Genomic DNA, 12249 nt, shown 5'->3' with positions numbered 1-12249 from the left:
TACTGAATTGTACCGAATCGGGGCAATGTCGCCGATGCCGATTAACGCACCGTTAATCGTTGAGAACGGCGAAGTTGAGGAGCATCTAGCCGGCGAGGTGGGGCCACACCTCCAGCGCGCCGCGATAGCACATGTCGATGGCCACATAGAGGATGATCGCGAGGCCGACATAGGCGATCCAGCGGTGCTTCTCCAGGAGGCGCGCGATGAAGTTGGCGGCAAGGCCCATCAGCGCGATGGAAAGTGCCAAACCGAATATCAGGATCATCGGATGCTCGCGCGCCGCGCCTGCGACGGCGAGCACGTTGTCGAGCGACATCGAGACGTCGGCGAGCGTGATCTGCCAGATGGCCTGGCCAAGCGTCTTTTGATTACCTGGAGCGGCTGACGTATCGATCGAGCTTGCGGCTGAGAGATTCTGCACCGGATGATGCGATGTACGCAGCTCGCGCCACATCTTCCAGCACACCCAAAGCAGCAGGACGCCGCCGGCGAGTAGCAGTCCGATGATCTGCAGCAGTTGAACAGTGACGGAAGCGAAGCCGATGCGCAGCAGCGTGGCGGCCAATATGCCGATCAGAATCGCTTTTTTGCGCTGAGCCTCGGGCAGTCCGGCGGCTGCAAGGCCGATGACGATCGCATTGTCGCCGGCGAGCACCAGGTCGATCATCACGACCTGGAAAAACGCAGTCAGGGATTCTGAGGAGATTAGTTCGAACATGCGGGCCACTCCGTGAATTGGTCCAATCCGACATCGCAGTTCGCTTGAACTGCCAGAGGGGCCCGGGCTTGGACGCGCAGATAAAACGACGCAGTCAGACTGCGGAGAAAGTGTTTCTGTTAGTCAGGTTGATGCGACAGGGTGAAGAGCCTGACCATCTGGTCCGGCTCGATCAAAACGGACAGGACGACGCCGATGAACGTCAGGCTTCCGGCGAGGTCGAACCACATGATACGGAAGCGGTCGCGCCGGCAAAGCAGCGCGAAACCCGCCGTCACGGCCGCAACCGCAAACAGCAGGGTGACGATCGCGGGCGCCAGGGCGTCCGCCGGCACAACGTTCCGGATGCCCACGGTCGCGATCAGCGCCACGATCAGAATCCCGGCAAACAACTCCTTGCCGCGCGCCGAAGGTGTTCGGTCGCTCGTTCGGACAATCTGATTGCGGTCCAGGAAGGCCATCGGAATCTTATTCGCGAGCTGAGATTGTGGTAGGGAACTTCACCGATCCCGGTATTCAACTTAGCTAGTTTAGTAATCATGAAACGAGTGAAACATCAAGACGTTTCCACTGAACGGCTCCCGGGCAAGGCTGCGCCGGAAGCCAAGCAATTGCGGAAACTGGCCGGGGATTGGCTCAAGCTGCGAAGGGCGGACGCCGAATTGTCGCAGGCGGATCTCGCTGCACGTCTTGGCCTGAAATATTACACTTTCATCTCACAGGTCGAGAACGGGTTCAGCCGGGTTCCGACTGAAATCATGGGGGCATGGGCCAACGAATTGGGTATTGAACAATCTTCCTTCGCTAGGCATCTGTTAATGTACTACGAGCCGGAATTGCATCGGCTGCTATTCGGAGCGGAAAGCAAATGAGCGTCGTGGCGTTCGAGCGCAAACAGAACACCGGCGAATGGAGTGAAAGGGAACTGAGCACCATCTTGGCGGCGCTGAGCGCGGCGACTGCGCCTGGGGCCGGACGCGAATGGGAAACCGGCGTGACGGAAAAGGGCGACGTCCAGTTCTATCTGCTGAGCCCGCTTCCAGATCAGGCCTGCGAGTTGTGCGTGTCCCGGATCGGGGGCCGTTACATCCTGGAAGACGGATCAGGCCGGCTGCTGTTCGAGCATCGAAACCTCGATCTCGTGGCGCTGCACGCGAAGGCCGCAGTCCCGTCGACATCGTGGCTCATGGTCCGCATGGTCACGCTGTGGTGTGCGATTCGCAGTGCGACCGACGAAAAGCTCGATCCGATGCTCCTCGAGGGTGAAGAACTTTTAGTTCAGTTCGTACCGCAGCTTGCGGCCTTCGCCTGATCTCGCCCATTTCCTGATCACCACTCCAATACTGAAATTGTCATGACCGCAAAAACCGCGACATCCCGGGCCCACAAGGCGTCCCGCAAACCTGCAACGGGCAAGGCCGCCGCCAGCAAGGCGACCGCAGCCAAACCGAAAACCGGCAAGCTGCCGGAATGGAATCTGGCCGATCTCTATTCCGGTATCGACGCGCCCGAAATCGCGCGCGATCTGCAACAGATGGATACGGACTGCGTCGCGTTTGAAACGGATTACAAGGGCAGGTTGGCGGAAGGCGTCGCCCGCGACGATGGCGGCGTTTGGCTCGCCGGGGCGATCAGGCGCTACGAGGCGATCGACGATCTCGCCGGCCGGCTCGGCTCCTATGCCGGCCTCGTTCATGCCGGCGACAGCGTCGATCCCGTGATCTCCAAATTCTATGGCGACGTTTCCGAGCGGCTGACGGCTGCCTCGCTGCATTTGCTGTTCTTCGCGCTCGAACTCAACCGCATCGATGATGCCGTGATCGAGCGCGCGATGCAGACGCCCGAACTCGCCCATTACCGGCCGTGGATCGAGGATCTGCGCAAGGACAAGCCGTATCAGCTCGAAGACCGCGTCGAGCAGTTGTTTCACGAGAAATCCCAGAGCGGCTATGCCGCCTGGAATCGGCTGTTCGACCAGACCATCTCCGGCCTGCGCTTCAAGGTCGGGGCCAAGGAGCTCGCGATCGAGCCGACGCTCAATCTGCTGCAGGACCGCGCGCCGGAAAAGCGCAAGGCTGCGGGACAGGCGCTGGCAAAGACCTTCAAGGACAATGAGCGCACGTTTGCGCTCATCACCAACACACTCGCCAAGGACAAGGAGATTTCCGATCGCTGGCGCGGTTTCCAGGATGTCGCGGATTCGCGCCACCTGAACAACCGCGTCGAACGCGAGGTCGTCGATGCTCTGGTCGGTTCGGTCCGCGCGGCCTATCCGCGGCTCTCGCATCGCTATTACAATCTGAAAGCCGGCTGGTTCAAAAAGAAAAAACTCGCGCATTGGGACCGCAACGCGCCGCTGCCGTTTGCGGCGGCCGGCACCATCGCCTGGCCCGAGGCGCAGAAGATGGTGTTGACCGCGTATCGCGGTTTCTCCGCCGAGATGGCGGCGATTGCGGAACGTTTCTTTACCGATCGCTGGATCGATGCGCCGGTGCGGCCAGGCAAGGCGCCAGGCGCGTTCTCGCACCCGACCACGCCCTCGGCGCATCCCTATGTGCTGATGAACTACCAGGGCAAGCCGCGCGACGTGATGACACTCGCCCATGAGCTAGGTCATGGCGTGCATCAGGTGCTGGCGGCCAAAAATGGAGCGCTGATGGCGCCGACGCCGCTGACGCTGGCCGAGACGGCGAGCGTGTTCGGCGAAATGCTGACCTTCAAGCGGCTACTGTCGCAGACCAAGAACGCCAAGCAGCGCCAGGCGCTGCTCGCCGGCAAGGTCGAGGACATGATCAACACCGTGGTGCGGCAGGTCGCGTTCTATTCGTTCGAGCGCGCCTTGCACACCGAGCGCAAGAACGGTGAGTTGACGGCGGAGCGTATCGGCCAGATCTGGCTCAGCGTGCAGGGCGAAAGCCTCGGGCCGGCGATCGATATCCGTCCGGGCTATGAGAATTTCTGGATGTACATTCCTCACTTCATCCATTCGCCGTTCTACGTTTATGCCTACGCGTTCGGCGATTGCCTGGTGAACTCGCTTTACGCGGTCTACGAGAACGCCGCCGAAGGCTTTGCCGAGCGCTACCTCGCCATGCTCGCGGCCGGCGGCACTAAGCATTATTCCGAACTGCTCAAGCCGTTCGGGCTGGACGCCAAGGATCCCAAATTCTGGGACGGCGGGCTGTCGGTCATATCAGGCATGATCGACGAGTTGGAAGAGATGCGCTGACGGGGGCGCCCGCGGTCACGAAACGGATTTGTGATGGGCGCGGACACAATTTCAGCCGCCGTCGCCCGCCATGATGACGGTGACGACAGGAGGGGAGTGCCCCATGATCGACACCCCGACACGGCGCGTTGTACTTGGAGCGGGAGTCTTGGCGGCCGGTTCGCTGCTCATGGTCGATGGCAGCGTGGCTCAGGCCCCGCTTGCCCCGACGTCGGCATGCCAGGACGGCGACGACGCCACAGTGCCGCAAACCGAAGGACCATACTTCAAGCCGTCGTCGCCTGAGCGAACCGAGCTGTTCGAAGAGGGCATGGCGGGACAGCCGATCGAACTGGCTGGCTTCGTGCTCAGTCGCGCCTGCAAGCCGCTCGCCGGAGCCCTGCTGGATTTCTGGCAGGCCGATGACAAGGGCCGCTACGACAATTCCGGCTTCCGCCTCCGCGGCCATCAATTCGCCGATGCGGAGGGGCGCTATCGATTGCGCACCGTCGTGCCCGGCATCTACGTTGGCCGGACGCGCCATATCCACGTGAAGGTGCAGCCGCGCGGCGGCCGCGTGCTGACGACCCAGCTCTATTTCCCCGGCGAGTCAAAAAATCGCTCCGACAGCCTGTTCCGCAAGGACTTGCAGATACGTACGGCCAAGAACGCGGGGTGGCTCGCCGGGCGTTTCGATTTCGTGCTCGGATAGAGCTGTGTCCAGCGAAGCGGGCACCGGATCCGGGCGGGCCCATCGGGATCGGGCGTAAAACATCTGTTGAACAGACTGCGATGGTGTGTTATACATACTGTATAACGGAGCTGGTGCGATGACCAAAACCCCTCGCGGCATGGAAGGGGCCTCTCGCGATTACAAGCTGGAGGATACCGCCCTTCAAATTCGGAAGATTGGCAATTCGGTTGGTGTCATCCTGCCGAAGGAGCTTCTTGCCCGGCTCAATCTCAAGGAGGGGGACAAGTTCTATCCGGTCGAGCAACCGGATGGCAGTCTGCGGCTCTCCCCATTCAATCCCAAGCACGCGCGGACAATGGAAATCGCGCGTCAGGTCATGCACGAATATCGCGATACGTTTGCCGCGCTTGCAAAATGAGTGAGCCAATTTGGCTCGATGTCGATGAAGTAATCGACATGCACGCCGAGCAACTGGCGATATTCGGTGGACCGGAAGGCATTCGGCATCGTGGCCTTCTCGAGTTGGCGGTTTTGCGGTCAGTTGACCGATGGAATGACGGGCAGACGCATATCGCTGCACTCGCCGCGGCATATGCCTTCGGTCTGGCCCGCAACCATGCGTTCGTGGACGGCAACAAGCGTATCGCGTTCCACGCAATGATGGTTTTCTTGCGCAGCAACGACATGCCCTTTGCGCCCGACCCGGCGCAGGCCACGTCCATCATCCTCTCCCTCGCCGCAGGCGAGGTCAGCGAGGAAAGCCTGACCCGCTGGATCCGGGATAATTGGCCTTCGGAATGACCCGATTGGCAGGGGGCCGTTGCCCTCCCAAACGCTTTGCGGTAATTGCACGCGAGAAACGCGGATTTTGACTGGGGATACCGATGGCAGACCATAACGAAGTGGCCTACACGACCGCTGACGGCAACGACTATGAGGCCCATGAGCAGACCTATGAAGGGTTCATCATGCTGGTCAAATACGGCACGATCGCCGTCGTCATCATCGTCGCCCTGATGGGCTTCTTCCTGACCTGATAGCGCTGCCTGCACCGCCCACGCCGGCGGTGGCCACAATTTGCACGCATGCCGGCGAAACCGGTATCCAACTAAGCGAAAAAGACGCTAGTTTGCTTGCGCGCGCGCCCGCCGCGCCGGGAGGCCTCATGAAGATTGCCGTTGCCAAGGAAATCGATTCGTCCGAACCGCGGGTTGCTGCTTCCCCGGACACCGTGAAGAAATATAGGGCAATCGGCGCCGAAGTCGCGATCGAGCCAGGTGCGGGCATCAAGTCGGGGCTGCCGGATTCCGAATTCACCGCGGTGGGCGCCACCGTCAGCGCGGACGCGTTGAAGGATGCCGACATCATCATCAAGGTGAAGCGGCCGGAGGCTTCCGAGCTTTCGCAATACAAGCGTGGCGCGCTGGTCATCGCCATCATGGACCCTTACGGCAATGAAGCGGCGCTGAAGACGATCGCGGATGCCGGCGTTGCGGCGTTTGCGATGGAATTGATGCCGCGCATTACGCGCGCGCAAGTCATGGACGTGCTGTCCTCCCAGGCGAACCTCGCCGGCTATCGCGCGGTGATCGAGGCGGCCGAATCCTTCGGCCGCGCCTTTCCGATGATGATGACCGCGGCCGGCACCGTTCCGGCGGCGAAGGTGTTCGTGATGGGCGTCGGCGTGGCCGGCCTGCAGGCGATCGCGACCGCGCGGCGGCTCGGCGCCGTCGTCACCGCGACCGACGTGCGGCCTGCTACAAAGGAGCAGGTCGAAAGTCTCGGCGCAAAATTCCTCGCGGTCGAGGACGAGGAATTCAAGAACGCGCAGACCGCCGGCGGCTACGCCAAGGAAATGTCGAAAGAGTACCAGGCCAAGCAGGCCGCGCTCACCGCCGAGCACGTCAAGAAACAGGATATCGTCATCACGACTGCCCTAATCCCGGGCCGGCCGGCGCCAAAGCTCGTGAGCGCCGAGATGGTGAAGTCGATGAAACCGGGCTCGGTGCTGGTCGACCTCGCGGTCGAGCGCGGCGGCAATGTCGAGGGAGCGAAGGCGGGCGAAGTCGTCGATGTCGGTGGCATCAAGATCGTCGGCTACACCAACGTCGCCGGCCGCGTCGCGCAATCGGCCTCGAGCCTCTATGCCCGCAATTTGTTCAACTTCATCGAGACCATGGTCGACAAGCCGAACAAGGCGCTCGCGGTCAATTGGGATGACGAGCTGGTGAAAGCCACCGCGTTGACCAGGGACGGCGCCGTCGTCCATCCGAACTTCCTGCCGAAAGCCTGAGGAGAGAAGCCATGGAGCATATCGCCCAAGTCGTCGATCCCTTCGTATTCCGGCTGTCGATCTTCGTCCTCGCCGTGTTCGTCGGCTATTTCGTGGTCTGGTCGGTGACGCCTGCGCTGCACACGCCGCTGATGTCGGTGACGAATGCGATCTCCTCGGTGATCGTGGTCGGTGCGCTGCTCGCGGTCGGCGTCCCCATGATCTCGAGCGGCAGCGGTTGGGCGCGCGGCTTCGGCTTCATCGCGCTGATCTTCGCCTGCGTGAACATTTTCGGCGGCTTCCTTGTCACCCAGCGCATGCTGGCGATGTACAAGAAGAAGGCCAAGTGAGCGGCGTGCACCTCGGGGTGACGAAGACAAAGGGGACCTGAGATGAACGCCAATCTGGCAGCAGTTCTTTATCTCGTGGCGGGTGTGCTGTTCATCCTGTCGCTGCGCGGCCTGTCCAGTCCCGCATCGTCCCGCCAGGGCAACCTGTTCGGCATGATCGGCATGGCGATCGCGGTCGCGACCACGCTCGCCAGTCATCCGCCGGCGGACGGCGTTGCCTGGCTGCTGGTCATTCTCGGCATCGCCATCGGCGGCGGCGTCGGCGCCGTGATCGCCCGCCGGGTGCCGATGACCTCGATGCCGGAACTGGTCGCAGCCTTCCACTCGCTGGTCGGCATGGCCGCGGTGCTGGTCGCCGCCGGCGCCTTCTATGCGCCCGAAGCCTTCGACATCGGCAAGCCCGGCGCCATTCACGCTTCCAGCCTGGTCGAGATGTCGCTCGGCGTCGCCATCGGCGCGTTGACCTTCACCGGTTCGGTGATCGCGTTCCTGAAGCTTTCCGCGCGCATGAGCGGCGCGCCGATCATCCTGCCCGGCCGCCACATCATCAACATCGCGCTCGCGCTTGCGCTGGTGTTCTTCATTTTCGGTCTGGTCCGGTCCGGAAGCGCGATCGACTTCTGGCTGATCACGATCATCGCGCTGGTGCTCGGCGTGCTCATGATTATCCCGATCGGCGGCGCCGACATGCCGGTCGTGATCTCGATGCTGAACTCCTATTCGGGTTGGGCTGCGGCCGGCATCGGTTTCACGCTCGGCAACTCCGCGCTGATCATCACCGGCGCACTGGTCGGTTCCTCGGGCGCGATCCTGTCCTACATCATGTGCCACGCGATGAACCGTTCCTTCATCTCGGTCATCCTCGGCGGCTTCGGCGGCGAAACCGTCGCGGCCGGCGGTGGCGGCGGCGAGCAGAAGCCCGCCAAGCTCGGCTCGGCCGACGACGCGGCCTTCATCATGAAGAACGCACAGAAGGTGATCATCGTGCCGGGCTACGGCATGGCGGTGGCGCAGGCCCAGCATGCGCTGCGCGAAATGGGCGACCTCCTGAAGAAGGAAGGCGTCGAGGTGAAATACGCGATTCACCCGGTCGCCGGCCGCATGCCCGGCCACATGAACGTGCTGCTGGCGGAAGCCAACGTGCCCTATGACGAGGTGTTCGAGCTCGAGGACATCAACTCCGAATTCGCGCAAGCCGACATTGCGTTTGTGATCGGCGCCAATGACGTCACCAACCCGGCCGCGGAAGAAGACAAGACCTCGCCGATCTATGGCATGCCGGTGCTGCAGGTCTGGAAAGCCGGCACCGTGATGTTCATCAAGCGCTCGCTGGCCTCGGGCTATGCCGGCATCGATAATCCACTATTCTACCGCGACAACACCATGATGCTGCTCGGCGACGCCAAGAAGGTCACCGAGAACATCGTCAAGGGGATGTAACGCGCTCGCAGGAAATTCATGACTGTACTGAAATGGCTGCTGATCGTCGTCTCAGTCGGTTATGTCTGCGGACTGCTCGCGTTGTTCTTCGCGCAGCGCGCCGTCCTGTTTCCGGTGCCGACTGCCGCGCGCACAATGCCGCCAGCGGCGGGCTTTCCGGAAGCCGAAGAACATATCCTGACCACGGCGGACGGCGAGCGCGTCATCATCTGGCATGTTCCGGCTAAGCCGGGCCGTCCGGTCGTCCTTTATTTCCACGGCAATGGCGATTATCTCGCCGGCTTCTTCGGCCGCTTTCGCGACCTGATCGCTGACGGGACGGGGATCGTCGCGCTGTCCTATCGCGGCTATGCCGGATCGAGCGGGCAACCAAGCGAGCAGGGATTGCTGCAGGATGCTGCGGCGGCCTATGCCTTCACAGCAGCGCGATATCGCGCGGACAAGATCGTCGCATGGGGATTCTCCCTCGGCACCGGCGTCGCAGTTGCGCTGGCGGCCGAACAGCCGATCGGAAAGCTGATCCTGGAATCGCCCTATACCTCCATTGCCGACGTCGCCGCGTCGGCGTTCTGGTTCGCGCCGGTGCGGCTATTGATGCGGGATCAGTTCCGCTCCGACGCGCGCATCGCGCGGATCAGGGTGCCGCTGCTCGTCATGCATGGCGCGCTCGATCCCACGATACCGGTTGTCTTTGGTGAGCGGCTGTTTGCGCTGGCGAACGAGCCGAAACGGTTTGTCCGCCTTGCCCGAGGCGGTCATAACGATCTGGATAATTTCGGCGCGATTGAAATCGCGCGAAATTTCATCAACCTTGCAAGGGGGTGATGGCTACTTTGGGCTTATCTAGCGTCCACAAACCTGTTGGGACTTGATCGCATGAGCGCACACGGACCAATGCCGCGATCGGCGTGGATATTCCCCACGCTGGCGATGCTGCTGTTTGCCGTGGCGACCAGCCTCGGGCTCAACTTTACGCCGTCAGTCGGCGGGCTCGTGTTCGCGGTGGTGCTGCTGTCGATCCTGTTCGGCACCGTGTTTGCAGCCGTGCATCATGCGGAGGTGATCGCCGAGCGAATTGGCGAACCCTACGGCACGCTGCTGTTGACGCTTGCGGTCACGATTATCGAGGTCGCGCTGATCGCCACCATCATGCTCGGCGACAAGCCGCAACCGGCGTTGGCGCGCGACACCGTGTTTGCGGTGGTGATGATCGTGTGCAACGGCCTCGTCGGCCTCTGCATCTTCATCGGCGGCTTGCGCTACCGCGAGCAGGATTTTCAGGTCCCGGGCGCGAACCTTTATCTCAGCGTGCTGTTCGTGCTGGCGACGATCACGCTGATCATGCCGAACTATACGCTGACCGCCCCGGGGCCGATCTATTCGGCGGTCCAGCTCGGCTTCGTCAGCATCGTCACCCTCGTTCTCTATGGCGTGTTTCTCTATACCCAAACCATCCGGCATCGCGATTATTTCATCAACCAGGCCGAAGGCGAGGCGGCCGGCGAATCCCGGCTGTCCAACCGGATGCTGGCGCTCAGCATCGCGCTGTTGATTGTGTCCCTGCTGGCGGTGGTGCTGCTGGCCAAGAAATTTTCGGTGACCGTCGATACCGTCACTGCGATGATCGGCGCGCCATCCGCCTTCGCGGGCGTGGTAGTGGCGTCCTTGATCCTGATGCCGGAAGGTGTCGCGGCGATCGGCGCCGCGCGCAGGAACGACCTGCAGAAGAGCATCAATCTCGCGCTCGGCTCTTCGCTCGCCACGATCGGGCTGACGGTGCCGGCGGTCGCGGTCGTTGCCTACACACTCGACAAGCAGCTGGTGCTCGGTCTCAATGCGCCGGAGATGGTGCTCTTGCTGCTGACCTTCGTCATCAGCATGCTCACCTTCGGCACCGGCCGCACCAACATCCTGTTCGGGCTCGTGCATATGCTGGTATTCGCCGTGTTCCTATTCATGGTATTCGTGCCGTAATTCCCCTGGAGTGACCCGATATGCTCGCCGCCAAATCCGACGTTCAGGTCGATACAACCGAAGTCCGCGTTACCGAGTGGCGGCTGCCGCCGGGCAGCGCGACCGGCCATCACACCCACGGGATGGATTACGTGATCGTGCCGGTGACCTCGGGCGAAATGACCATCGTCGCGCCGAACGGCGAACGCACCAAGGCGCAGCTCGGGGCCGGCAAATCCTATTTCCGGAAAGCCGGCGTCCAGCACGACGTGCTCAACGAGACAGCAGCCGAGATCGTATTTCTGGAGGTCGAGCTGAAGCCCTGACCACCCGGCCGCGGGTTCCAGGCTGTTGCCGGGGCCTCGCTTTATGGCCTTGGACTAGTTAGGAAATTTTAGCCGATCAAGCCGGTGCCGTCCGACCTGCACGGGAACTGCTGAATTGCCACCGATCCGTCGCAGTTGATCCCTCAATGTGCCTCAAAGTTCCGGCAATTGAAGGACCGCGGGGAGTGGCCGGAATGCTGAATTACCTGAAGAAATTTGCGGTGGACATCTTCCCCTCGGTGGCCGCGACGGTCATCGGGGCGTACATCGTCAACCACTACATTGTGACCAAGCCCAGCGCGGACGCGCCTGCCGCTGCGGTGTCGGCCGCCAACCCCAAGGGGGAAGGCAAGGCTGAAGCCAAATCCGACGCCAAGTCCGCCGACACCACGGCCAGTGTCAGCAATCTCCCGGCCGCCGGCGTCAAGGCGAGGGGAATCTCCGAGAAAGCCATCATGGAGAAGACCGCTGCCGAACGGCCGGCGGTGGTCGAAAAGGCTCAGGAAAAGACCGACGCAAAAGCCGAAGCGAAGGCTGACGCCAAGCCCGATTCCAAATCCGCCGACGCCAAGTCCTCCGACGCCAAGTCCTCCGATACCAAGTCCTCCGATACCAAGTCTGCCGATACCAAGTCCGATGCAAAACCGGCCGAAGGCCCGGCCGAGGCCGCGAGCAGCTCCGCCGACCAGCGCCGTCATGCAGCGTTGCCGCGCGAAAAGGAAAAAATCCGGGTCGTGCTGCCGTCACCGATACAGCCCGTGAATTCCTCGGCGGCTCCGGTTGCGGCGGCTGCGCCGGCCGCCCCGGTCGAGACTGCGGTTGCGCCGGATGAACGCCGTGATGCCAACGATCTGGCGCGCGCCGCGATCGAGCGCCTGCGCGTCAACGGCGAAGCCTCTCCGCGCGCCGCCGAGGCGGCCGGCGTTCCCGAGGCACCCAGGGTCGCAAATGCGCCCGTGGTCACAAATGCGCCAGTGGTCGCCAATGCGCCCGCGCTTCGTCCGCTGCCACCCCCGATCATGGTCTCGGGTTCGCCGGCCGGCGAACCTTTTGGTCAGTCTTCGTCTGGTCGTGCTCCGTCGCAGGCGCGGCCGCCTTATGCCGAGGCCAGCGACCCGAACCGCCCGACCCCGCCTGCCGAAATTCCGATCTCGCGTCCGCTCGATCTGCGTGCCGAAATGGCCGAGCCTTCCGTGCGCGAGCGCGCCACAGCGGCTGCCGAGGACGCGCTGTCGACCGCCAAGTCGCTCTTCCACGCGGTGCTGCCGAAATAATTCTGGAGAGG

At 62.4% G+C, this 12249-nt stretch carries 16 protein-coding genes; 14 read left to right on the top strand and 2 right to left on the bottom strand.

The window, feature by feature from the left end; all coding sequences use genetic code 11:
* Positions 1-85: 85 nt before the first annotated feature.
* Together IVB22_RS17035 and IVB22_RS17030 are read right to left on the bottom strand one after the other, a co-directional pair.
* On the bottom strand, positions 86-721 hold the full coding sequence (locus IVB22_RS17035; RefSeq protein WP_247518463.1) for a TerC family protein: 636 nt from the start codon (positions 719-721) through the stop codon (positions 86-88).
* Positions 722-840: 119 nt separating this feature from the next.
* Positions 841-1182, bottom strand: coding sequence for a hypothetical protein (locus IVB22_RS17030; RefSeq protein WP_247518462.1), 342 nt, complete (start codon positions 1180-1182; stop codon positions 841-843).
* An 87-nt stretch (positions 1183-1269) separates the two neighbouring features.
* Here IVB22_RS17030 and IVB22_RS17025 point away from each other — a divergent pair, with 87 nt between their 5' ends.
* The 14 genes from IVB22_RS17025 to IVB22_RS16960 all read left to right on the top strand — a co-directional run bounded on the left by IVB22_RS17025 (position 1270) and on the right by IVB22_RS16960 (position 12238).
* A complete protein-coding gene (locus IVB22_RS17025; RefSeq protein ID WP_247518461.1) occupies positions 1270-1593 on the top strand; it encodes a helix-turn-helix domain-containing protein in 324 nt (107 codons plus the stop codon).
* A complete protein-coding gene (locus IVB22_RS17020; RefSeq protein ID WP_247518460.1) occupies positions 1590-2033 on the top strand; it encodes a hypothetical protein in 444 nt (147 codons plus the stop codon). The genes IVB22_RS17025 and IVB22_RS17020 overlap by 4 nt, the downstream gene beginning before the upstream one ends.
* Before the next feature lie 42 nt (positions 2034-2075).
* Positions 2076-3950, top strand: coding sequence for a M3 family oligoendopeptidase (locus tag IVB22_RS17015; RefSeq protein ID WP_247518459.1), 1875 nt, complete (start codon positions 2076-2078; stop codon positions 3948-3950).
* Between the two features lie 103 nt (positions 3951-4053).
* The gene (locus IVB22_RS17010) at positions 4054-4641 is read left to right on the top strand and encodes an intradiol ring-cleavage dioxygenase (RefSeq protein WP_247518458.1); all 588 of its coding nucleotides are present in this window, start codon (positions 4054-4056) and stop codon (positions 4639-4641) included.
* A gap of 139 nt (positions 4642-4780) precedes the next feature.
* Positions 4781-5041, top strand: a complete 261-nt coding sequence (locus IVB22_RS17005; protein ID WP_247518567.1) for an AbrB/MazE/SpoVT family DNA-binding domain-containing protein — start codon at positions 4781-4783, stop codon at positions 5039-5041.
* Positions 5038-5424 (top strand): type II toxin-antitoxin system death-on-curing family toxin, encoded by a 387-nt coding sequence (locus IVB22_RS17000; RefSeq protein ID WP_374207550.1) that lies wholly within the window; start codon positions 5038-5040, stop codon positions 5422-5424. Before IVB22_RS17005 ends, IVB22_RS17000 begins: the two co-directional genes overlap by 4 nt.
* 83 nt (positions 5425-5507) lie before the next feature.
* Positions 5508-5660 carry an aa3-type cytochrome c oxidase subunit IV gene (locus tag IVB22_RS16995; RefSeq protein WP_247518456.1) on the top strand — a complete coding sequence of 51 codons (153 nt, stop codon included), beginning with the start codon at positions 5508-5510 and terminating at the stop codon, positions 5658-5660.
* Positions 5661-5788: 128 nt separating this feature from the next.
* Positions 5789-6916, top strand: coding sequence for a Re/Si-specific NAD(P)(+) transhydrogenase subunit alpha (locus IVB22_RS16990; protein ID WP_247518455.1), 1128 nt, complete (start codon positions 5789-5791; stop codon positions 6914-6916).
* Between the two features lie 11 nt (positions 6917-6927).
* Entirely contained in the window at positions 6928-7245 is a 318-nt protein-coding gene (locus tag IVB22_RS16985; protein WP_108514133.1) for a proton-translocating transhydrogenase family protein, read from the top strand.
* A 42-nt stretch (positions 7246-7287) separates the two neighbouring features.
* Complete coding sequence (locus IVB22_RS16980) at positions 7288-8685, top strand: NAD(P)(+) transhydrogenase (Re/Si-specific) subunit beta (protein ID WP_247518454.1); 1398 nt, start codon at positions 7288-7290, stop codon at positions 8683-8685.
* Between the two features lie 18 nt (positions 8686-8703).
* On the top strand, positions 8704-9510 hold the full coding sequence (locus tag IVB22_RS16975) for an alpha/beta hydrolase (protein ID WP_247518453.1): 807 nt from the start codon (positions 8704-8706) through the stop codon (positions 9508-9510).
* A gap of 51 nt (positions 9511-9561) precedes the next feature.
* Positions 9562-10659, top strand: a complete 1098-nt coding sequence (locus IVB22_RS16970) for a calcium:proton antiporter (RefSeq protein ID WP_247518452.1) — start codon at positions 9562-9564, stop codon at positions 10657-10659.
* A 20-nt stretch (positions 10660-10679) separates the two neighbouring features.
* Positions 10680-10964, top strand: a complete 285-nt coding sequence (locus IVB22_RS16965) for a cupin domain-containing protein (protein WP_247518451.1) — start codon at positions 10680-10682, stop codon at positions 10962-10964.
* A gap of 194 nt (positions 10965-11158) precedes the next feature.
* Positions 11159-12238: a hypothetical protein gene (locus tag IVB22_RS16960; RefSeq protein ID WP_247518450.1), complete on the top strand. Its 1080-nt coding sequence runs from the start codon at positions 11159-11161 to the stop codon at positions 12236-12238.
* Positions 12239-12249: the final 11 nt, after the last annotated feature.

Source organism: Bradyrhizobium sp. 190, from assembly GCF_023073415.1.
In the GTDB taxonomy this organism is placed as follows: domain Bacteria; phylum Pseudomonadota; class Alphaproteobacteria; order Rhizobiales; family Xanthobacteraceae; genus Bradyrhizobium.
Note: the sequence above shows the minus strand (reverse complement) of the source record. Positions and strands in the feature narration are given on the sequence as shown.

What these genes read in the sequence shown, in the direction of transcription:
- IVB22_RS17035 (WP_247518463.1), bottom strand. Translation starts at nt 721, where the DNA reads ATGTTCGAACTAATCTCCTCAGAATCCCTGACTGCGTTTTTCCAGGTC.
- IVB22_RS17030 (WP_247518462.1), bottom strand. Translation starts at nt 1,182, where the DNA reads ATGGCCTTCCTGGACCGCAATCAGATTGTCCGAACGAGCGACCGAACA.
- IVB22_RS17020 (WP_247518460.1), top strand. Translation starts at nt 1,590, where the DNA reads ATGAGCGTCGTGGCGTTCGAGCGCAAACAGAACACCGGCGAATGGAGT.
- IVB22_RS17015 (WP_247518459.1), top strand. Translation starts at nt 2,076, where the DNA reads ATGACCGCAAAAACCGCGACATCCCGGGCCCACAAGGCGTCCCGCAAA.
- IVB22_RS17010 (WP_247518458.1), top strand. Translation starts at nt 4,054, where the DNA reads ATGATCGACACCCCGACACGGCGCGTTGTACTTGGAGCGGGAGTCTTG.
- IVB22_RS17005 (WP_247518567.1), top strand. Translation starts at nt 4,781, where the DNA reads ATGGAAGGGGCCTCTCGCGATTACAAGCTGGAGGATACCGCCCTTCAA.
- IVB22_RS17000 (WP_374207550.1), top strand. Translation starts at nt 5,038, where the DNA reads ATGAGTGAGCCAATTTGGCTCGATGTCGATGAAGTAATCGACATGCAC.
- IVB22_RS16995 (WP_247518456.1), top strand. Translation starts at nt 5,508, where the DNA reads ATGGCAGACCATAACGAAGTGGCCTACACGACCGCTGACGGCAACGAC.
- IVB22_RS16990 (WP_247518455.1), top strand. Translation starts at nt 5,789, where the DNA reads ATGAAGATTGCCGTTGCCAAGGAAATCGATTCGTCCGAACCGCGGGTT.
- IVB22_RS16985 (WP_108514133.1), top strand. Translation starts at nt 6,928, where the DNA reads ATGGAGCATATCGCCCAAGTCGTCGATCCCTTCGTATTCCGGCTGTCG.
- IVB22_RS16980 (WP_247518454.1), top strand. Translation starts at nt 7,288, where the DNA reads ATGAACGCCAATCTGGCAGCAGTTCTTTATCTCGTGGCGGGTGTGCTG.
- IVB22_RS16975 (WP_247518453.1), top strand. Translation starts at nt 8,704, where the DNA reads ATGACTGTACTGAAATGGCTGCTGATCGTCGTCTCAGTCGGTTATGTC.
- IVB22_RS16970 (WP_247518452.1), top strand. Translation starts at nt 9,562, where the DNA reads ATGAGCGCACACGGACCAATGCCGCGATCGGCGTGGATATTCCCCACG.
- IVB22_RS16965 (WP_247518451.1), top strand. Translation starts at nt 10,680, where the DNA reads ATGCTCGCCGCCAAATCCGACGTTCAGGTCGATACAACCGAAGTCCGC.
- IVB22_RS16960 (WP_247518450.1), top strand. Translation starts at nt 11,159, where the DNA reads ATGCTGAATTACCTGAAGAAATTTGCGGTGGACATCTTCCCCTCGGTG.